Source organism: Cryobacterium sp. Hh7, assembly GCF_004403155.1.
Taxonomy (GTDB): Bacteria; Actinomycetota; Actinomycetes; order Actinomycetales; family Microbacteriaceae; genus Cryobacterium; species Cryobacterium levicorallinum.
In genome coordinates this window covers 15,939-35,887 of sequence record NZ_SOHG01000020.1, presented here as the reverse complement: position 1 = coordinate 35,887, position 19,949 = coordinate 15,939, and the positions used below count along the sequence as shown (strand labels likewise).

16 protein-coding genes and 1 riboswitch are annotated in these 19,949 nt (G+C 67.4%); of the genes, 14 read left to right on the top strand and 2 right to left on the bottom strand.

Annotated elements, in window-relative coordinates; genetic code table 11:
- Nucleotides 1–117 precede the first annotated feature (117 nt).
- The 4 genes from E3T43_RS08190 (at nt 118) to E3T43_RS08175 (ending at nt 7,232) form a co-directional block, all read left to right on the top strand.
- Nucleotides 118–3,810, top strand: coding sequence for a S8 family serine peptidase (locus E3T43_RS08190; RefSeq protein ID WP_241978875.1), 3,693 nt, complete (start codon nt 118–120; stop codon nt 3,808–3,810).
- A gap of 295 nt (nt 3,811–4,105) precedes the next feature.
- The gene (locus E3T43_RS08185; protein WP_241978874.1) at nt 4,106–5,350 is read left to right on the top strand and encodes an MFS transporter; all 1,245 of its coding nucleotides are present in this window, start codon (nt 4,106–4,108) and stop codon (nt 5,348–5,350) included.
- 218 nt (nt 5,351–5,568) lie between these two features.
- Nucleotides 5,569–6,582: a ring-cleaving dioxygenase gene (locus E3T43_RS08180; protein ID WP_134472040.1), complete on the top strand. Its 1,014-nt coding sequence runs from the start codon at nt 5,569–5,571 to the stop codon at nt 6,580–6,582.
- Entirely contained in the window at nt 6,579–7,232 is a 654-nt protein-coding gene (locus E3T43_RS08175; protein WP_134472039.1) for an alpha/beta hydrolase, read from the top strand. The genes E3T43_RS08180 and E3T43_RS08175 overlap by 4 nt, the downstream gene beginning before the upstream one ends.
- Nucleotides 7,233–7,303: 71 nt before the next feature.
- Here E3T43_RS08175 and E3T43_RS08170 read toward each other — a convergent pair whose 3' ends face one another.
- Together E3T43_RS08170 and purU are read right to left on the bottom strand one after the other, a co-directional pair.
- Nucleotides 7,304–7,660 carry a YrdB family protein gene (locus tag E3T43_RS08170; protein WP_233195169.1) on the bottom strand — a complete coding sequence of 119 codons (357 nt, stop codon included), beginning with the start codon at nt 7,658–7,660 and terminating at the stop codon, nt 7,304–7,306.
- Nucleotides 7,661–7,817: 157 nt separating this feature from the next.
- Nucleotides 7,818–8,672: a formyltetrahydrofolate deformylase gene (purU, locus tag E3T43_RS08165; protein WP_092449632.1), complete on the bottom strand. Its 855-nt coding sequence runs from the start codon at nt 8,670–8,672 to the stop codon at nt 7,818–7,820.
- Between the two features lie 271 nt (nt 8,673–8,943).
- Here purU and E3T43_RS08160 point away from each other — a divergent pair, with 271 nt between their 5' ends.
- From E3T43_RS08160 to E3T43_RS08120, 10 genes are all read left to right on the top strand, one after another.
- Nucleotides 8,944–10,191, top strand: coding sequence for an MFS transporter (locus E3T43_RS08160; RefSeq protein WP_134472038.1), 1,248 nt, complete (start codon nt 8,944–8,946; stop codon nt 10,189–10,191).
- Nucleotides 10,192–10,333: 142 nt separating this feature from the next.
- Nucleotides 10,334–13,336: a Na+/H+ antiporter subunit A gene (locus E3T43_RS08155; RefSeq protein ID WP_134472037.1), complete on the top strand. Its 3,003-nt coding sequence runs from the start codon at nt 10,334–10,336 to the stop codon at nt 13,334–13,336.
- On the top strand, nt 13,333–13,857 hold the full coding sequence (locus E3T43_RS08150; RefSeq protein WP_092449639.1) for a sodium:proton antiporter: 525 nt from the start codon (nt 13,333–13,335) through the stop codon (nt 13,855–13,857). Before E3T43_RS08155 ends, E3T43_RS08150 begins: the two co-directional genes overlap by 4 nt.
- Nucleotides 13,854–15,461: a Na+/H+ antiporter subunit D gene (locus E3T43_RS08145; protein WP_134472036.1), complete on the top strand. Its 1,608-nt coding sequence runs from the start codon at nt 13,854–13,856 to the stop codon at nt 15,459–15,461. The genes E3T43_RS08150 and E3T43_RS08145 overlap by 4 nt, the downstream gene beginning before the upstream one ends.
- Nucleotides 15,458–16,045: a Na+/H+ antiporter subunit E gene (locus E3T43_RS08140; RefSeq protein ID WP_134441058.1), complete on the top strand. Its 588-nt coding sequence runs from the start codon at nt 15,458–15,460 to the stop codon at nt 16,043–16,045. The genes E3T43_RS08145 and E3T43_RS08140 overlap by 4 nt, the downstream gene beginning before the upstream one ends.
- The gene (locus E3T43_RS08135; RefSeq protein WP_233195173.1) at nt 16,042–16,311 is read left to right on the top strand and encodes a monovalent cation/H+ antiporter complex subunit F; all 270 of its coding nucleotides are present in this window, start codon (nt 16,042–16,044) and stop codon (nt 16,309–16,311) included. The genes E3T43_RS08140 and E3T43_RS08135 overlap by 4 nt, the downstream gene beginning before the upstream one ends.
- The gene (gene mnhG, locus E3T43_RS08130) at nt 16,308–16,652 is read left to right on the top strand and encodes a monovalent cation/H(+) antiporter subunit G (RefSeq protein WP_092449645.1); all 345 of its coding nucleotides are present in this window, start codon (nt 16,308–16,310) and stop codon (nt 16,650–16,652) included. The genes E3T43_RS08135 and mnhG overlap by 4 nt, the downstream gene beginning before the upstream one ends.
- Before the next feature lie 46 nt (nt 16,653–16,698).
- Nucleotides 16,699–16,830, top strand: coding sequence for a hypothetical protein (locus tag E3T43_RS19505; RefSeq protein WP_255454195.1), 132 nt, complete (start codon nt 16,699–16,701; stop codon nt 16,828–16,830).
- Nucleotides 16,808–16,896: riboswitch (ZMP/ZTP riboswitch) on the top strand. (Overlaps the previous gene by 23 nt.)
- Before the next feature lie 21 nt (nt 16,897–16,917).
- Nucleotides 16,918–18,210, top strand: a complete 1,293-nt coding sequence (glyA, locus tag E3T43_RS08125; RefSeq protein WP_277870975.1) for a serine hydroxymethyltransferase — start codon at nt 16,918–16,920, stop codon at nt 18,208–18,210.
- A gap of 291 nt (nt 18,211–18,501) precedes the next feature.
- Nucleotides 18,502–19,386 (top strand): bifunctional methylenetetrahydrofolate dehydrogenase/methenyltetrahydrofolate cyclohydrolase, encoded by an 885-nt coding sequence (locus E3T43_RS08120; RefSeq protein ID WP_134441059.1) that lies wholly within the window; start codon nt 18,502–18,504, stop codon nt 19,384–19,386.
- Nucleotides 19,387–19,949: the final 563 nt, after the last annotated feature.

Here is a 19,949-nt window from a genome sequence, read left to right as displayed (position 1 = left end):
CCCCTATCCGGGGGTCGCCGAGCGCGCTACGGTCACGAGCGAACTGTGCATCGGAACAGTTTTTGTTTCTGTTGTGGAACGAGACCACCTCGCACCCTTATCGGATTGGACACCCACGTGAGTTCTTTCTTCAGGCGCACGATGTCGTCGCCGGATGCTGCGCTGAAGCCAGCGTCAACATCTCGCACACGCCGCCGCGCCACAATCGCCGCCGCCGTCACCCTTGCCCTGGTGGGCGCATCAACACTCGTCGGCGGGGCTCCGCCCGCGCTGGCAGCGTCAGCCGCAACCGGCCTCGCCGGAAGCATCGGCTCGCCCAGCGGGCAGCGGATGGACTTCACCGCGGGCCGTTACATTGTGACCCTGAGCGACGATGCTGTCGCCCTGTATCGCGGCGGAGTCAACGGGTTCTCGGCGACGATGCCGGGCCTGGGCGCCAAACTGGACGCGCAGAGTCGCTCGGCCGAAACCTACCGGGACTACCTGACTCGCCTGCAGAGTGAACTGGCGGCATCCGTTGACGCCACGGTGGGGGCGTCGTACACGCTCGGGCTCAACGGATTCTCGGCAGAGCTCAGCGGTAAGCAGGCGGCGGCGCTCGCCGCGAAGAAGAACGTGGTGTCGGTGGTTCCCGACACCCTCCTGCACCTGACCGCCGAGTCGTCGACCGACTATCTGCGGTTGAGCGGCCCGACCGGGGTCTGGTCCAAGCTGGGTGGCCCGAGCAAAGCCGGCAAGGGCGTGGTGATCGGGGTGCTCGACTCGGGAATCGCGCCGGAAAACCCGTCATTCGCCGGCGACGCGCTCGGCACAACGCCCGGCGACGAGCCGTGGCTCGACGGTGACACGATCACCATGAACAAGGCCGACGGCAGCACCTTCACCGGCACCTGCCAGACCGGCGAGCAGTTCGCTGCGAGCGACTGCAGCACCAAGATCGTCAGTGCGCGGTACTACCTCGACGGGTTCGGCGCCGACCAGATCGGCACGGCCGCGACCGGAGAGTATGTTTCCCCGCGCGACGGCGACGGGCACGGTTCGCACACGGCGAGCACCGCCGGCGGTAACTTCGAGGTCGCCGCCAACGTCAACGGCGTCGACTTCGGTTCCATCTCGGGTGTCGCTCCGGCCGCCAAAATCGCGGCCTACAAGGTGTGCTGGTCCGGCCCCGATGCCACGACAGCGGATGATGACGGCTGCGCCGGCTCCGACATTCTGGCAGCCCTCGACCAGGCGATCGCCGATGGTGTCGACGTGATCAACTTCTCAATCGGCGGCAGCCCGGCTCAAACGACGTTCTCGCCGTTTGACCAGGCATTTCTGGGAGCGGCGGCGGCGGGAATCTTTGTGGCGGCATCCGCTGGAAACGCCGGCCCTGGCCCGTCGACCGTCGACAACGTCGCCCCGTGGATCACCACGGTCGCGGCGAGCACCATTCCGGCCTTCGAAGCCACGGCCACCCTTGGCAACGGTTCGGCCTACGCCGGAGCGTCGATCACCGTGGACCGTACGCCGGGAGCGACGCCGCTGTCGGGTTCCCTGGTTCGGGCCGATCTCGTGTCGGTCGGCGGTTTCGAGCCGGCCGACGCGCTGCTCTGCGCGCCGAACTCCCTCGATACGGCCAAGGTGGCCGGCGCGATCGTGTTCTGTGAGCGCGGCGTCTACGACCGGGTCGCCAAATCGGCCGAGGTTCTGCGGGCCGGCGGCAGCGGAATGGTGCTGGTCAACCGCACCCCGCTCGACGTCGACCCGGACGGGCACTCGGTGCCGAGCATCCACCTGGATGCGCCAGCCTTCGACCCGATCTTCGCCTACGCGGCGACCGACGGTGCCACGGTCACATTCACTCCGGACAACACGACTGCCGAGCAGACTCCGGTGCCGCAGGTTGCCGGATTCTCCTCGCGTGGACCGGTGCTGGCCGACGGCGGTGACCTGCTCAAGCCCGATATCGCGGCCCCCGGCGTGGGAATTCTCGCCGACGGTGCCAACGCCGCCGGGGAAGACCCGACGTTCCAGTTCCTCTCGGGCACCTCGATGGCCAGCCCGCACATCGCCGGCCTGGCCGCGCTCTATCTCGGGGTGCGGCCGCTCGCGACGCCCGCCGAGATCAAGTCGGTCATGATGACGACCGCGCTGGACACCGTCGATTCCGCCGGTGTGCGCGTGACCGACCCGTTCGCACAGGGTGCCGGACAAGTCACCCCGTCGGCAATGGACTTTCCGGGGTTGATCTACCAGAGCGGTCCGGCCGACTGGCTGGCCTACCTGCAGGGGATCGGGTTCGATGCCGGCGTTGCACCGATAGACGCGAGCAACCTGAACCTGGCGTCGATCCAGATCGGTGCCCTCACGGCGCCGGAGACGATCACCCGCACGGTGACGGCCGTCCAGGTCGGCACCTACACCGCCACTCCGATCGAGATTGCCGGCATCGATGCGGTCGTTTCTCCAGCCGAGATGACGTTCACGAACGTCGGTGAGACGCAGAGCTACACGGTGACGTTCACTCGAACGGATGCCCCGCTCGACGTCTTCGCCACCGGCTCGCTGGACTGGGGCTACGGCGATGGCGGTTCGGGTGACCCTGGCGACTTCTTCTCCATCGTGCACAGCCCGATCGCGGTTCGTCCGGTCACCGTCATCGCCCCGACCGAGGTGGCTGGCGCCGGCGTGGACGGCACTGTCGATGTGACCGTCGCCCCCGGCGGGTCGGAGCCGGTGGCGCTGAACCTCAGCGGCCTGGCCAACGGGGTACACCAGAACAACGCCGACGACCCGTCCAGCCCGCACACCGATGCGGGCACGACCGGCGACCAGTTCGCCTACGAGGTGGAGATTCGGGGCGACCGGCTGGCACGGTTCGACCTGAACGCCGTGGATGATTCTTCCGACCTCGACCTGTTCGTGCTGCTGCTCGACGGCCCGGGTGGCAACCCGATCGCCGGCTGGCAGTCGGCCACCGGATCCGCCGATGAGCATGTCGATCTAAGTGACCCGGAGGCTGGCTTCTATCAGGTCATCGTGGACGTCTTCTCGGGCACGACCGCGTTTGACGTGAACACGTTTTCGGTTTCGTCTGGCGAGCCCACGAACGGGTTCGCGGCGACGCCGCCGACGATTCAGGGGCCGCAGGGTGTGCCAATCACGTACGCGCTGAGCTGGGCCGGCCTGGTGCCGAACACGCCGTATCTGGGCGTGGTCGACTATGGCGACAGCTCGGCGTCAACGGTTCTCGCCATCGCGGCGAGCGAAGGCAGCGAACCGGTACTGAACACGGTGGCGCCGAGCATTTCGGGCACGCCCGAGATTGGTTCGGTGCTGACGGCTGACCCCGGCCAGTGGACCACCGCGGGTTTGACCTTCGGCTTCCAGTGGCAGAGCGACGGCGTCGACATCGCCGGCGCGACCTCGGCGACGTTCAAGCCGACGGCGGCGCTCGCCGGAACGACACTGACCGTGCTGGTCACTGCGTCGGTGCCGGACGGGGCCAGCGCAACGGCGACCTCGGCCGGGGTCGTGCTGAAGTACGCCGCGAAGGTGGCGGTGAGCCTCAACCACCGAGCCGTGTTCTTCTCCAGTCGCGTCACCGCGTCGATCACGGTCACCAGCAAGGGTGAAGTGGGCGACACTGCCACCATCACGGTCGACACGCGCCGCTTCACGGTGGCGCTCGATGAGAACGGGCGCGGCAGCGTGACGCTGCCGAAGCTCAGCCGTGGCTTCTACAAGGTCGCCGGGCAGTACGCCGGCAACGACCTGGTCGCGGCCGCGAAGAGCGCGTCGCGCTCGCTGCTGATCGTGCGGTAGCCCCCGCGGCAGTGGTGCCCGGTCCCTGACCGCACTCTGGACGGGGCCCGGGCCCGGAAACCGGGCCCATGATGGATCATGGGCCCGCTTCCCTAAGGTGGGCCCGGCGACGTGGGGGCGACTGATCAAGCATCAGTCACCCCCACTCGTGCTTCCGCGTTGCTCCCGCTCCGGTGCTTTCCGGGCCCGGGCCCGGAAACCGGGCCCATGATGGATCATGGGCCTGCTTCCCTAAGGTGGGCCCGGGGCCGGGGCCGGGAACGGGTTGCGAGGCTGGGCAGTTTAGGCTGGAGGGATGCGACTGGCGGGATGGATGCGGGGGCGACTCCGGGCATCCGCTGTACCCGAACCGGGCGTCAGCCCGAAACCGCGGCTGAACCGCGACGTGATCGTGCTCGGCGTCATCGCCTTCTTCGTGATGGTGGGCTTCGGCGTCGTCGTTCCGGTGCTGCCGGTCTACGTGCAGAGCTTCGGTGTCGGCAACCTCGAGGTCGGCGCGGTTGTCTCGGCCTTCGCTCTCATGCGGTTCGTGTTCAGCCCGGCCTGTGGTCGCCTGATCGACTGGGCCGGGGAACGAACCGTGCTCGCCGTCGGAATTGGCATTGTCGCACTCTCGAGCGGACTGGTCGGGGCGGCCGACAGCTACCTGCAACTGTTGCTGTTGCGCGGGGCCGGCGGCATCGGCTCCGCCATGTTCTCCGTGTCGGCCATGACGCTGTTGCTGCGCACGGCCGAACCGGGCCGCCGGGCCCGCGCGATCGGCTTCTACCAGGGCGGATTCCTCATCGGCGGCATGGCCGGCCCGGCTATCGGCAGTCTGCTCGCGACCATCTCGCTGACCGCACCCTTCTTCTTCTACGCCGGAACCCTCACCGTGGCCGGCCTGGTCGGGCTGTTCCTGTTGCGCTCGGGCGGCCGGGGCAGCGCGCTGGCCGGCGCCGACGCATCCGCTGTGCGCACGCCGTTTCGCACCGTGCTGCGGGACGAGCGCTTTCGCGCGGCCTGCCTCGCGAATTTCGCTCAGGGCTGGACCTCGCTCGGGGTGCGCACCACCCTCATTCCACTGTTCGTGGTCGTCGTGCTCGGGGGGACGAGTTCGTGGACCGGAATCGCGTTGGCGGCCGCAGCCGTCGCCCAGGCGCTCGCGCTCGCTCCGGCTGCCCGGTTTGTCGACACCGTCGGCCGTAAACCGGCCATTATCGGGGCTTTCGCTGTGGCCGGGCTCGCGATCGTCGCCATCTCGTTTGCGCCGAACATCTGGGTCCTCGGCGCGCTGCTCTGCGTCTACGGGGTCGCCGCCGCCTTCATGGGCACCGCTCCCGCCGCGGCGGTCGGCGATGCGGCCGGCGCGCGCGGGGGCCGCCCGGTCTCGATGTTCTCCATGTGCGCGGATGCCGGTGCGATCGTCGGTCCGCTGGTTGCCGGCCTGCTCGTCGACGCTTTTTCGTTCTCGGCTGGATTCGCCGTCGGCGCCGTGTTCCTGCTGATCGCCGCCGCCTATGCGCTGCGGATGCCGTCCGAGTGTCGCGTCGCCGCCTGAGTCCGATGGGGCGGCGTCAGGTCGGTCGCGCGCGCGTGACTTATTCAGGACAGGCCAATGCCGTACGCCGAACTTCCGCATGATTGCGGGGCGCTCGCAGGGCGGCGGTGGCCGATTTTCCGAAATAGCCACAGGAAAGCGCGCGTGAGCGGTCGGGTTGGGAATACCGCGGCACATTCATGCGTTTGCATGAATAACAAACTCGCCAGGAGGGCCTCATGACCGTACAGACCACCGGACTGCACCACGTCACCGCGATTGCCGGTGCCCCACAACGCAACATCGACTTCTACGTGACCGGGCTGGGACTTCGTCTCGTCAAGAAGACCGTCAACTTCGACGACCCGGGCACCTACCACCTGTACTACGGCGACGATTCCGGCCGGCCCGGCTCGCTGCTCACCTTCTTTCCCTGGACCGGCATTCGCAGCGGCCACACCGGCGCCGGCCAGTCGACCACGACCGCGTTCTCCGTTCCGGCCGGCAGCATCGGCTGGTGGAAGGACCATTTCGCCAAGCTCGGTGTGGAATCCGCCGTGACCGGGCGCTCGTCCCACGAGGAGCGGCTCTCGCTGCGCGACCCCGACGGGCTTCAGCTCGACCTGGTGGCATCTTCAACGGTGGATCCGCGCAATCCCTGGGATTCCGCATCCGTTCCCGCTGAATTCGCGGTGCGTGGGCAGCACTCGTCGGTGCTCACCGTCGCCGACCCGGCGAAGACCGTGCAGGTGCTCACGGACGACCTCGGCATGCGCGTCATCTCTGAAACGGATGGCCGCACTCGCGTTGGTGCCGGCGATGGCGCGCCCGGAAACCTCGTCGACGTGCTCGCCGACCCCTCCGGAACCCCCGGCCTGACCGCCGGCGGCAGCGTGCACCACGTGGCCTTCCGGGTGCCGGACCGCGCCACCCAGGCCGAATGGCGTGAACAGCTCGCCGATCGCGGTTACGGCGTGACCGCTATCCTGGACCGCCAGTACTTCACCTCGATCTACTTTCGCGAACCCGGCGGCGTGTTGTTCGAACTCGCCACCGACACCCCCGGCTTCGACATCGACGAGCCGCTGCTCGAACTTGGTCGCTCGCTCAAGCTGCCGCCGTGGCTCGAGCCGAGCCGCGAGGCCATCGAGAACGCGGTGGCGCCGATCGTGCTGCCGCCCGAGAATAACCCGGCGGTAGTGGATGCTCCAGCGCCGGTCGCCGCCTCGGTCGCCGCCTCGATCACCGAATGAGCGACGCGACGCCGCAGGCCGAGTGGCCGCACCTGTTTCACCCGGGCTCGGACGACGCCCGCGTGCTGCTGATGTTGCACGGGACCGGGGGCAACGAGCAGGAGATCGCCGGGCTCGCCAGCGCGCTCGATCCCACCGCTGCGATACTCGCCCCGCGCGGTCGGGTGCAGGAGAACGGCATGAATCGTTGGTTTCGGCGACTGTCCGAGGGTGTGTTCGACACCGCGGACGTGGCCCGACGCGCTGACGACCTCGCCGCGTTTCTGACCTGGGCGCGCGCCACCTACGCGCTCGGCGACCGGCCGATTGTTGCCGTCGGCTTTTCCAACGGCGCCAATATTGCCCTGGCGACGGCGCTTCTGCACCCGAAGGTGCTGCCGCGCGTGATTGCGTTCTCCGGCATGCATCCGCTCGCCCCCTCGCTCGACGCCGACCGCGGGATCGACGCGCGGGTCGCTGACGGAGATCTGAGCGCATCCGCTGTGTTGCTACTGAATGGTCGAACCGACCCGATGGCTCCGCTCGGCAGTGTGCAGAAGCTCGCGACCATGCTCGAGCAGCGCGGTGCGCAGGTGCAGTCGGAGCTGCGCCCCGGTGGCCACGGCATCACCGAAACGGATGTCGCCGCCGCGGTGGCCTGGTTGGCCTAGCCTCGCGAGAGCGCAAAAAGTGCCCGTTTGACACGTTCAATCGGGCACTTTTTGCGCTCTCGCGCAACGGGTTAGCGCAGCTCTGTGCGACCGGAGATGACGCCGCTGACCGTCGCGACGACGGCGAAGATCACCGTGATGATGGGGAATCCGAGGTCCCACCAGGCGATGGCCGCCGCGCCGAAGATGGCGATTTCGATGAACGCCTTGCCGAACGGGTCGAGGCGGAACACCGCCTTGGGGGAGCGGAACAGCGCCCAAACCAAAATGGCGAAGGCGGGGGCGGCGAGTCCGACCAGCACCCCGGGCCAGGGGAGCGGCCAGGCCAGGAAGCCCCAGATGCCGAGGCTGATGAAGGCGAAGAGTTCGAGCACGAACCGGAGCATGTCGTTGGGGCCGATTTTCGGCAGGGCGCGCGTGTCTGTCACCAGTCAATCTTACCGATCCGTCGTGCCGTCGCTTTCCGGGCCCGGGCCCGGAAAGCGGGCCCACGATAGATCATGGGCCCCGGACCGTAAGGTGGGCCCGGGCCGCGCGAGGGTGCTGGGTGGTTCAGGCCGTGCCGGGCCTGGGCCCCGTCCCCGGCTACTTGAAGATAATCGTGCGGGCACCGTCGAGCAGCACCCGGTTCTCGGCGAACCACTTCACCGCCTGGGTCAGCGTGCGGCTCTCCTCGTCCTGCCCGATCGACACCAGCTCGGCCGGAGTGCGAGAGTGGTCGACGCGCACGACGTTTTGCTCGATGATCGGTCCTTCGTCGAGGTCGCCGGTCACGAAGTGTGCGGTCGCGCCGATGAGCTTGACGCCGCGGGCATGCGCCTGGCGGTACGGGTTGGCACCCTTGAAACCGGGCAGAAATGAGTGGTGAATGTTGATGGCGCGCCCGCCCAGCCGTGCGCACAGCTCCGGCGAGAGGATCTGCATGTAGCGGGCGAGCACGACGAGTTCGATATCGAGCTCGTCGACCGCCTCGATGACGCGAGTTTCAAAGTCGGCCTTGCTGGCCGCATCCGTTATGGGCAGTGATTCGAACGGCACGCCATAGAACCCGACCAGGTCACGCAGGGTGCCGTGATTGCTCAGCACGAGCGGAATCTCCACCGGAAGCTGGCCGCCGCGCTGGCGAAACAGCAAATCATTGACGCAGTGCCCGGCCGAGGACGCGAGCACGAGCGTGCGCAGCGGGCGCCCCACGACATCGACGATCGACGCCATCGCGTAGCGCTCGATCACCGGGGCGAGCGCCGCCTCGAGTTCAGGTCGGGTCACCGGGGACTGCACCTGCAGGCGGATGAAAAATCGTCCGGTGTCGGCGTTGGAGAATTGCTGGCTCTCCGAGATATTGCCGTGCGCCTGCACGATCGCGCCGGTGACGGCGTGCACGATTCCGGGCTGATCGGCACAGACCAACGTGATTACCCAGTGATGCGGAGAAGTCATCCGACCAGAATACCGGGCCGGCGAGCGGATGCTGCTGACCGGCCGATCCCGCCGGCACCACGAGCGGATACTGCTGACCTTCAGCCCCGGCCCGAGCCCTGCTCGATCCCGACGCACTGGCTGCCTGCCCGCCCAGTTGACCCGCCAGCACCGTCCGGTACACTCGACGTGGTCGCGCTGAACAAGCCGGCCCCGGGCGCGCACGTCGGCGCGCAGCCGGCTCCGGTGCGAACGACCGGACGCCCGCCGAGCTACCAGTATGAGTGCATCCATGACCAATACCGCCAACATCTTTCTGCCCACCGTGCCGCGCACCCCTGCCGCGAAGGCCACGCAGCCGTTCCCCTGGGTCGGCCTGATCACCCTCGCCGCCGCCGTTTTTCTGTCGGTCACCTCCGAGATGCTGCCGACCGGCCTGCTGCCGGAGATGAGCGAGAGCCTGAACGTCACCGAGAGCCAGATTGGCCTGCTCGTGTCGTGGTTTGCGTTCACCGTCGTCGTCACCAGCGCGCCCGTTGCGATCCTGACCCGCCGGTTTCCGCGGCACGGACTCATCATTATCGTGCTCGTCATCTTCGCGCTCAGTAGCGTGCTCACCGCCATCGCGCCGACCTACGAGCTGGTCGTCGCGGCGCGGGTGCTCGGCGGCGTCGCCCACGGCCTGTTCTGGTCGGTGGTCGGTGCCTACGCCGCCCACCTCGTGCCCAAGGCGCAAATCGGCCGCGCCGTGTCGATCACCGTCGCCGGCGGAACGCTCGCCTTCGTGTTCGGTGTGCCGCTCGGTACCGCGGCCGGCCACCTGCTCGGTTGGCGCCTCTCCTTCGTCGCCCTCGGCGTGCTCATGCTGATCGGCGCCGCCCTGGTCTGGAAGTTCCTGCCCCCGGTCGCCCGGCATTCCACAAGCACGTCCACAACGGATGCCGCCGCATCCGCTCCCCAGGGCGGTCGCCGCGACGCAACCATTCCCGCTGTCGTGCTGATCTGCTTCATCACCGGCATCACCATGATCGGCCACTACAGCTTCTACACCTACATCGCGCCGTTTCTGCTCGACGGTCTCGGCGTCGCCGCGAGCCAGCTGGCACCGCTGCTCTTCGCCTACGGTGTCGCCGGGGCGATCGGGCTGCTGCTCGTCGGCACCGTCTTCGGTCCGCGTCCGACGCTCGGCCTCGTGCTCGGTCTGGCGGCCAGCGCTGTGAGCGTCACCCTGCTCGCCCTGTTCAGTGCCACTCTGCCGGTCGCGCTCGCCGCGTTCGTGCTCTGGGGAATGGCCTTCGGAACCTTGCCACCGTTGATGCAGACCCGAATGCTGCATGCTGCGTCCCCGGAGATTCGCGACACCGCCTCCGCCTTCTATACCACCGCATTCAACGCTGGAATCGGTGGCGGCGCGCTGCTCGGCGCGGTGCTGATCGAGACCGTTGGGCTCCAGTTCGTGCCGCTGGTCTACGTGGGTTTGCTCGTCGTCGCGCTCGCGCTCGTGGTCGTCACCGACCTGGTCGGCCGCCGCCGCTCCTGACGTTTTCATCACTCTGACTTCGTCCAGGCCGGGGACCGCACCGGAGGCGACCGCTGCACGTTTGCGGCGCCGACGGCAGACCGTCCCCTGTCGGCGGGTAGACTAGACCTTCACACCCCGACCTGACAAGCCTGGAGGCCGCATGGTTCAATTCCTCCTCGCGTTTGTCGTTCTCTCGGTGTTCACGCCGTGGCTCACCCGGCGCGTCGGCACCCGCGTCTTCTACCTGATCGCCCTGCTGCCGGCCGGAGCGTTTGCGTACACGCTCACCCAGACCGCCACGGTCACCGAGGGTGGGGCCGTGACCCAGTCCATTCCGTGGATTCCGCAGCTCGGCATCAGCCTCTCCTTTCGGGTCGACACCCTGGCCTGGCTGCTCGCCCTCGTGGTCACCGGCGTCGGCGCCCTCGTACTGATCTATTGCGCGCGTTACTTTACCGACGACGAACCGAGTCTCGGCCGGTTCGCGGCGCTGCTGCTGGCCTTCGCCGGCACCATGTACGGCCTGGTCACCGCGGACGACCTGGTGATCATGTTCATGTTCTGGGAGATCACCAGCGTGCTCTCCTACCTGCTGATCGGGCATTACACCCATAAACGGGAGAGTCGCGGCGCTGCCCTGCAAGCCCTGATCGTGACGACCTTCGGCGGCCTGGTCATGCTCGTGGGCGTCGTGATGATCTCGGTCGCCTCCGGCACCACGAGCCTGGCCTATATCGTCGCCAACCCGGTGACCAGCACGATGGGTACCTGGGCGATTCTGCTCATCCTGGTCGGGGCGCTCTCCAAGAGTGCGCTCGTGCCGTTCCATTTCTGGCTGCCCGCCGCGATGGCCGCGCCCACCCCGGTCAGCGCCTATCTGCACGCCGCCGCGATGGTCAAGGCCGGCATCTACATCGTCGCCCGGCTCGCTCCCGGCTACGCCGACAGCGCTAGCTGGCTGCCGGTGCTGGTCACGCTTGGCGTCTGGACCATGGTCGTCGGGGCCTGGCGTGCGCTGCGCCAGTACGACCTCAAGCTGCTGCTTGCCTATGGCACGGTCAGCCAGCTCGGCTTTCTCATGATCGCGATCGGATTCAATACCCGCGACACCGCGCTCGCCGGGGCCGCCCTGCTGCTCGCGCACGCCCTCTACAAGGCCACCCTCTTTCTCGTCGTCGGCGTGATCGACCACCGCGCCGGCACCCGGGACTGGCGCAAACTGAGCGGCGTCGGCCGCAGCGCTCCGGCGCTCGCGCTGATCGCGCTCGTCGCCGTCGCGTCGATGGCTGGGCTGCCCCCGTTGTTCGGTTTCGTCGCCAAGGAAGCCGTCTTCACCTCGCTGCTTGACGCCGGCGTCGGGGGATCCGGCTGGGGCTACGCGGCCCTCGTCGGCACGGCCGTTGGATCCGTGCTGACGGTGGCCTACAGCATCCGTTTCTTCTGGGGTGCGTTTGGAACGCGCAGGGAACAGCCGGACACCGTGCTGCACGCGAGCCCGTGGGACACTCTGCTCGCCCCCGGCGTGCTCACCGTCGCGACGATTGGACTCGGCCTGTTCGCCGCGCTGCTCGACCCGCTGCTCGCGCCCTACGCCGACACCGTGCCGGGCGCCGGCAGCATCACCGAGCCGCCTTACCATCTCGCGCTCTGGCACGGGTTCGAGCCGGCGCTGTATCTCAGCGCCGTCGTTCTACTGCTCGGTGCGCTGCTGTTCCGGGCGCGCCGAGGAGTGTCGAAATTGCAGGCGAAGGTGCCCGACGTTATCGACGCCGGCCGCGGTTACGGCAAGGCCATCCGCAGTGTCGACCGGGTCGCCGCCCGGGTCACCCACTTCGCCCAGCAGGGAGGGCTGCCGCAGTACCTCGGCACGATTCTCAGCGTATTCGTGGTCGCCCTCGGCTTCGCAGCGTTCGTCAACCGTACCTGGCCCGAAACGATCGTGCTCTGGGACTATCCAGGCCAGGTATTGATTGCCCTGATCATGGCCATTTGCGCGGTGATGGCGGCTCGGGTCGGGCAGCGGATGACCGCGGTCATCCTCGCCGGCGTCACCGGCTACGGCCTCGTCGCGCTGTTCGCCTTTCACGGTGCGCCCGACCTCGCCCTGACCCAGGCCCTGGTCGAATCGATCACCCTTGTGATCTTCGTGCTCGTGCTGCGCCGCCTGCCGGCGAACATCGCCCAGCACAACAAACCGGTGCGCCGCAAACGCCGCCTGCTGATCGGCAGCCTGGTCGGCCTGGTCATGGGCACGATCGGTTTCATCGCCCTCGGCGCCCGCGACTTTGCGAGCATCGCCGGAGCCCTGCCGCGCCTCTCGGTCGACGACGGGCACGGCGACAATATCGTCAACGTGATGCTCGTCGACATTCGCGCCTGGGACACCATGGGCGAGGTGTCCGTGCTGATCGTCGTCGCGACCGGCGTTGCGAGCCTGCTGTTCGTCTCCGGCCGCAACTCGGTCGTGCCGCGCCTGAAGGAATCCCGCACCCTGCGCGCGGGCGCCAACCGGCGCCGCGTCGTCGCCGACCCGGAGCTGTCCAGCGAGGGGCACGCCGTCACCCGGCAGGCGTTCCTGCTCGCCGGGCGCAAGAACGACCCGCGCAACCGGTCGATCCTGATCGAAGTGCTCGTGCGATTGCTGTTCCACCCGGCCATGATCGTGTCGATCTACCTGCTCTTTGCCGGCCACAACCTGCCCGGCGGCGGCTTCGCCGGCGGGCTGCTCGCCGGCCTCGCCCTGGTGGCCCGCTACCTTGCCGGGGGGCGTTACGAACTCAGCGAAGCCGCACCGATCGACCCGGGCAAGATCCTCGGCCTCGGCGTCATCCTCGCCGTGGGAATGGCCGTCGTCTCGCTGTTCTTCGACGGGATCCCCCTCGAATCGGCCTACTTCACCGCCACAGTGCCCGTACTCGGCGACCTGTCCTTTGGAACCTCGACCATCTTCGACATCGGCGTCTACCTTGTCGTGATCGGCCTCACCTACGACATTCTGCGCAGCCTCGGCAGCGAGATCGATCGGCAGAGCGAGAACGACGAAATCGGCCCGCGGCCCGCGCCCGATGACACGGGTACCCCGGCCGAGCCCTCGACCGACACGGCTGCAGGGCTGAACATCCATCCCCTGCACGAGATCCCGAACGGAGGAGCCACCCGATGAGCGCCTCCCTCACCCTCGTCATCGTCATGGCCGTCATGTACGCGGCCGGCGTCTACGTCATGCTCGAACGCAGCCTGACCCGGGTGCTGATCGGATTTCTGCTGGTCGGCAACGCCACCAACCTGCTCATCTTCATCATGAGCGGACGTCCCGGCAGCTCGCCGATCGTCACCGGCACGAGCGTTCAGGACATGGTCGACCCGATTCCGCAGGTGCTCATGCTCACCGCGATCGTGATCAACTTCGGCATCACCGCGCTGCTGCTCGCCCTCATCTACCGGTCCTGGTGGCTGGCCCAGCTCGGCGACGAGGGCGACACCCTCACCGACGAGCACGCCACCGAGAGTGCCGGCGACGCCGACGCCACCTTCCGTTCCTCCTCCGACGATGACGATGCCATCGCCGAGTCCATCGACGAGTTCGAGCGCGGCGACGGCGCCACCAGCGATGAAGACACGTCGAAAGCGGATGCTGCCGGCCGCGCCGGCGCATCCGCTTCAGACGAGAGGAACGCGCGATGACCGCCCTGGTTCCCCTGATCGTCTGCCTGCCGCTGCTCGGTGCGGCGGTCGCCCTGATGCTCGGCCAGCGCCGCCGCCTGCAGGTTCTCGTGAGCGTTCTCAGCCTCGCGGCGGCGACCGTGATGAGCGCCGTACTGCTGGTCATGGTCGACCGGCACGGACCGGCCGTGGTGCAGGTCGGCGGCTGGGACGCGCCGTGGGGCATCGTGCTCGTCGTCGACCGGCTGTCGGCAATCATGCTGCTCATCTCGGCGCTCATGCTGCTCGGCGTGCTGCTGTTCGCCGTCGGCCAGGGCATCATCGACGGTGACCTCGAAACGCCGGTCTCGATCTTTCACCCGACCTACCTCGTGCTGGCCGCCGGCCTGTTCAACGCCTTCGTCGCCGGCGACCTGTTCACCATGTACGTCGGTTTCGAGATGCTGCTCTCGGCCAGCTATGTGCTGCTGACCCTTGGTGGTACGGGAGCGCGCATCCGGGTGGGTATCACCTACATCGTAGTGAGCCTGGTGTCGTCCCTGCTGTTTCTCAGTGCGATCGCCCTCATCTACGGCGCCACCGGCACGGTCACCCTCGCCCTCATCGCCGAGCGGATGCCCGATCTCCCCGCCGATATTCAGCTGATTCTCGGTCTGTTGCTGCTGATCGCCTTCGGGGTGAAGGCCGCGGTCTTTCCGATGTCGTTCTGGCTGCCGGACTCCTACCCGACCGCGCCCGCCCCGGTCACGGCGGTCTTCGCCGGGCTGCTCACCAAGGTCGGGGTGTACGCGATTCTGCGCACCCAGACGCTGTTCTTTCCCGACAATCAGTTCTCGACGCCGCTCATGGTCGTCGCCGCGCTGACCCTGCTGGTGGGCATTTTGGGCGCGCTCGCCCAGGCCGATATCAAACGGCTGCTGTCGTTCACCCTGGTCAGTCACATTGGCTACATGCTGTTCGGGATCGCGATCGGCACCCCGCTCGCCATCGCCGCGACTATCTTCTACGTCGTGCACCACATCACCGTGCAGACGACCCTGTTTCTGGCCGCCGGGCTGATCGATCGGGTCGGCGGAACCACCTCGCTGTCGCGGCTCGGCGGGCTGCTGAAATCGTCGCCGCTGGTGGCCATTTTGTTCTTTCTCGGCGCGCTCAACCTCGGCGGAATCCCGCCGTTCTCCGGTTTTCTCGGCAAGATCGCCCTGTTTCAGGCCGGCACGATCGTGGCCGACCCGCTCATCTACGTGCTGATCGGGGTCGGCGCGCTCACGTCGCTGCTGACCCTCTACGCCCTCGCCCGGGCCTGGAACCTGGCGTTCTGGCGGCCGAAGAAACAGGTGAAGGACTACACCTCGTCTATGTCGGCGCAGCTCGTGGAAGACCCGCAGGACGCTGGGCTCGTGCTGAAGAAGACGATCTCGCCGCTCATGGTCGGCGCGACCACCTCCATGCTCGTGCTGACCCTGGGGCTGACGGTGTTCGCCGGGCCGATCTTCGCCCTGGCCACCCGGGCTGCCGCCAATATCAGCTCGCCGTCGACCTACATTGATGCCGTGTTCCCGAACGGTACCGGTTCAATCGAAGAGAGCAACGTGGGCACCAACTTCGAGGGGGGTTCCCGATGACCACGCCGCGCGAACGGCGGGGCGCCGTCGGCAACCAGATTCCGCCGCTGATCGCCCTGATCGTGCTGTGGATGCTGCTCTGGGGCGAATTCTCCTGGCTCAATCTGCTCGTCGCGCTCGTCGTCGGTATCGTCGTTACCGTGGCGTTTTATCTGGTGCCGGTGCAGCTGAGTGGGCGGCTGCATCCGCTGCACACCGTCGTATTCTTCGTGCGACTGATCCTGGACATTGTGCGCGCCTCGATCGACGTGTCCTGGCTGGCCGTGAAGCCGCGGCTGGTCACGTCGAACGCCATTCTGGAGATTCGACTGCGCACCCGCAGCGACCTCATTCTCACCTGGACCGCCGTGGCCACGTCGATCGTTCCCGGCTCGATCGTGGTCGACATCGACCGGGAATCGTCGATCCTCTATCTGCACGTGCTCAATATGCAGAGCGCTCGCGATATTGAGAGTTTTCGCCGCCGGGTGCTGGACACCGAGCGACGCATTGTGCGGGGGTTCGGCTCAAGCGAAGACGTTGAACGGATGCGCGGGGTGCGGCCCGCAGATCGGCGCGCAGCTCGCCTGAAGGGAACCTCATGATGTTGCAGATTGTGGCCGTCGTCGCGTCGATCATGTTCGCGGTCGGCGCTCTCCTGGCCGTCTACCGTATCGTCGTCGGCCCGAGCGTGCTGGACCGGGTCATCGCCTCCGACGTGCTGGTCGCGACGATCATTTGCGCCCTCGCCGCGGAGATGGCGCTCAACCGGCACACCGACACCCTGCCGGTGCTGCTCGTGCTGGCGCTGTTCGCGGTGCTCGGATCGCTCAGCGTCGCCCGCTTTCTGCCGGCCAGGGACAGCGCATGAGCGCCCTGTTGCACGACGTGCTGACGGCTATTCTGGTGCTCGCCGGTGCTGCGATGTGCCTCGCCGCCGGAATCGGGCTGATTCGCTTTCCCGACGTTCTGTCGCGCCTGCATGCCGCGACCAAGCCGCAGATCTTCGGGCTCATGGCCGTGACAGCGGATGTCGCGATCAACAATTTCTCGGTCGGCACCGTCACCCTCGTGGTCGCCATCGTGGTGTTTCAGGCGCTGACCGCGCCGATGGCCGCGCACCTCGTGGGTCGGGCCGCCTACGAGACCGAGCACCTGCGGCCCGATCTGCTCATCGTTGACGAGCTGCGCGATCGCCGCGCTGCCCGCTGACCCGGCCCGCTCGCCCCAGCGTGGCTCGCGGCACTCATTAGCGATCGTGGCAGCCCGAGCTAGCGGTGCCGGCGAGGCTGCCGAGTGCCGCGACGACCGGAGCCGCGCCGACCAGCGCCACGAAAAGACGCGCGCGGCGGCATCCGCTGATATGCTGGTCGAGTCGCAACTGGCGTAGCACGAAGATGGGTCACCATCGGGGAGCGACTGACACGGTTAGTGGCCGCACGCCTGGGCCGCAACATCCATATATAAGGAGAACTCCGTGCCTGATTCCGCTACCGTCTTGAAGTCGACCTTCAACGAACCGCTCTCGGTCGTTGACCCCGAAATCGCCGCCGTGCTCGAGCAGGAGCTCGGCCGCCAGCGCGACTACCTCGAAATGATCGCGAGCGAGAACTTCGTTCCGCGCGCCGTGCTGCAGTCGCAGGGCTCCGTGCTCACCAACAAGTACGCCGAGGGCTACCCGGGACGCCGCTACTACGGCGGTTGCGAGTACGTCGACGTCGCCGAGCAGCTCGCCATCGACCGGGCCAAGAGCCTGTTCGGAGCCGCCTACGCGAACGTGCAGCCGCACTCCGGCGCCACAGCGAACGCCGCAGTCCTCTCCGCCATCGCAACCCCCGGCGACACCATCCTCGGCCTCGAGCTGGCTCACGGCGGCCACCTCACCCACGGTATGAAGCTCAACTTCTCGGGCAAGCTGTACAACCCGGTCGCCTATGGAGTCGACCCGGAGACCTTCCGCGTCGACATGAATGTCGTGCGCGACAAGGCACTCGAGAGCAAGCCGAAGGTCATTATCGCCGGCTGGTCGGCCTACCCGCGTCACCTCGACTTCGAAGCTTTCCGCGCCATCGCCGACGAGGTCGGCGCGCTGCTCTGGGTGGACATGGCCCACTTCGCCGGACTCGTCGCCGCCGGCCTGCACCCCTCGCCCGTGCCCTACGCCGACGTCGTGTCGAGCACCGTGCACAAGACCCTCGCCGGCCCGCGCTCGGGCTTCATCCTCTCGCGCGACATGACCCTGGCCAAGAAACTCAATTCCAACGTGTTCCCCGGCCAGCAGGGCGGCCCGCTGATGCACGTGATCGCCGCCAAGGCGACCGCGTTCAAGCTCGCCGCCGAGCCCGAGTTCAAGGAACGTCAGGAGCGCACCCTGCGCGGTGCCCGAATCCTCGCCGAGCGCCTGACCGCTGACGACTCGCGCGAGCACGGCATCGACGTGCTCACCGGCGGAACCGACGTGCACCTCGTGCTCGCCGACCTGCGCCACTCCGAGATCAACGGCCAGCAGGCCGAGGATGCCCTGCACGAGGTGGGCATCACGGTGAACCGCAACTCCGTTCCGTTCGACCCGCGCCCGCCGATGGTCACGTCGGGCCTGCGCATCGGCACGCCGGCCCTGGCCACCCGCGGATTCGGTGACGCCGAGTTCACCGAGGTTGCCGACGTCATCGCCGCGGCACTCAAGCCCGGCGCCGACATCGCCGCGCTCCGCACCCGCGTCGGAGCGCTCACGCAGGCGTTCCCGCTGTACTCCGGGCTGGAGCAGTAGCTCCTTCGAGAACGGATGCTGCCGGCCGGCCTGGCCGGCAGCATCCGTCTTCTCGTGCCCGCCTGCNTCCTTCGAGAACGGATGCTGCCGGCCGGCCTGGCCGGCAGCATCCGTCTTCTCGTGCCCGCCTGCGAGTTACTCGCGCAATGTACCTCCGCCGCACCTTTGTCCGGGGCCTGGGCCCCGTCCCTGGGCCCACGTTATAACCTGGGCCCGCGGACGGGGCCCGGGCCCCGACCGAGTGACCTGGACGACAGTACCGACCTGAACCACAACAGTAGGGAACCGCAAATGACGGCAATCACACTCGACGGCGTCAAGACCGCGTCTGATATCAAGGCTGAGCTTCGCGATCGCATCGTGGCCCTGCGCGCGCACGGTGTCGTGCCCGGACTGGCCACCCTGCTGGTCGGCAATGATCCCGGCTCGGAGACCTACGTCGCCGGCAAGCACAGCGACTGCGCCGAGGTTGGCATCGAATCGATTCGCATCGACCTGCCCGGCTCGGCGACCAGTGCCGACGTGCGTGCCGCCATCAAGGATCTTAATAACAGCCGCGAGGTGACCGGCTACATCATTCAGCTGCCGCTTCCGGTCGGCCACAACGAGAACGCGATGCTCGAACTGATCGATCCGTCGAAGGATGCCGACGGCCTGCACCCGACCAACCTCGGGCGTTTGGTGCTCGGGATCGAGGGCGAACTGCGCTCCCCGCTGCCGTGCACCCCGGCCGGAATCGTCGAGCTGCTGCGCCGCTACGACGTGCCGATCGTGGGCAAAAAGGTCGTCGTGGTCGGTCGCGGCCTCACCGTCGGTCGCCCGCTTGGCCTGCTGTTCACCCGCAAAGGCCTCGATGCGACCGTCACCCTGACGCACTCGCGGACCGTCGACCTCGCCGGTGAGGTGCGCCGTGCCGATATCGTCGTGGCCGCAGTTGGAGTGCCGCACCTGATCCAGGCCGACTGGATCAAGCCGGGCGCCGCCGTCCTGGACGTGGGAATCACCCGCGTGCACAACGAAGTCACCGGCAAAGGCCGCCTGACCGGTGACGTGCATCCCGATGTTGCCGCTGTCGCCGGGCACCTGTCGCCGAATCCGCGTGGCGTCGGCCCGATGACCCGCGCGATGCTGGTCTCGAACGTCGTCAAGGCCGCCGAGCAGTCGCTGCTCGCGTAACGAGCAGATTCCGAAGGGCGCGAGCCCGCCCTGGCAGACCGACTCAGTTGCCGAGTCGGGAGAGCTCTGTTGTGGCTGCGTTCGCAACGTGCTGGGCGATCTCGAGGGCGCTCGTGGCGGCCGGTGAAGGCGCATTGAGTACATGGATCTGGCGTGGTGCCTGCTGGATGATGAAGTCGTCGGCGAGTAAGCCGCACGCGGTGCCGATGGGGCCGGTCCGAAGGCGTCCGAATCAGCTGCTGAAACTGACGAACAGCTGAGTGTGGCATGTCTCACTGAACTTCGACGAACCCCTGTTCGGGGGCAAGCGCTAACAAGGTGGAGCATGCCAAGGTTCAGTCGTGAGTAAAGTTCGACTTCTCGTCAGCATGAGCGCGACGGTTGCATGCACATCTCAGTCATGAAGTTGTTCCCGCGTAACGAAGCGACAGGGCCGCTACTCCAACTTCCGCGCACAAAACTCGACAAGGCGGGCAATTATCATCGCAAAACTACGAATCGCCGTGATTGGCGCCGGATGCTGGGGGTCGAATCTGGCCCGGAATTTTGAGGCAAGCCGCCGC

Coding starts and splice junctions, on each gene's coding strand:
- E3T43_RS08185 (WP_241978874.1), top strand. CDS start 4,106: ATGCGACTGGCGGGATGGATGCGGGGGCGACTCCGGGCATCCGCTGTA.
- E3T43_RS08180 (WP_134472040.1), top strand. CDS start 5,569: ATGACCGTACAGACCACCGGACTGCACCACGTCACCGCGATTGCCGGT.
- E3T43_RS08175 (WP_134472039.1), top strand. CDS start 6,579: ATGAGCGACGCGACGCCGCAGGCCGAGTGGCCGCACCTGTTTCACCCG.
- purU (WP_092449632.1), bottom strand. CDS start 8,672: ATGACTTCTCCGCATCACTGGGTAATCACGTTGGTCTGTGCCGATCAG.
- E3T43_RS08160 (WP_134472038.1), top strand. CDS start 8,944: ATGACCAATACCGCCAACATCTTTCTGCCCACCGTGCCGCGCACCCCT.
- E3T43_RS08155 (WP_134472037.1), top strand. CDS start 10,334: ATGGTTCAATTCCTCCTCGCGTTTGTCGTTCTCTCGGTGTTCACGCCG.
- E3T43_RS08150 (WP_092449639.1), top strand. CDS start 13,333: ATGAGCGCCTCCCTCACCCTCGTCATCGTCATGGCCGTCATGTACGCG.
- E3T43_RS08145 (WP_134472036.1), top strand. CDS start 13,854: ATGACCGCCCTGGTTCCCCTGATCGTCTGCCTGCCGCTGCTCGGTGCG.
- E3T43_RS08140 (WP_134441058.1), top strand. CDS start 15,458: ATGACCACGCCGCGCGAACGGCGGGGCGCCGTCGGCAACCAGATTCCG.
- E3T43_RS08135 (WP_233195173.1), top strand. CDS start 16,042: ATGATGTTGCAGATTGTGGCCGTCGTCGCGTCGATCATGTTCGCGGTC.
- mnhG (WP_092449645.1), top strand. CDS start 16,308: ATGAGCGCCCTGTTGCACGACGTGCTGACGGCTATTCTGGTGCTCGCC.
- E3T43_RS08120 (WP_134441059.1), top strand. CDS start 18,502: ATGACGGCAATCACACTCGACGGCGTCAAGACCGCGTCTGATATCAAG.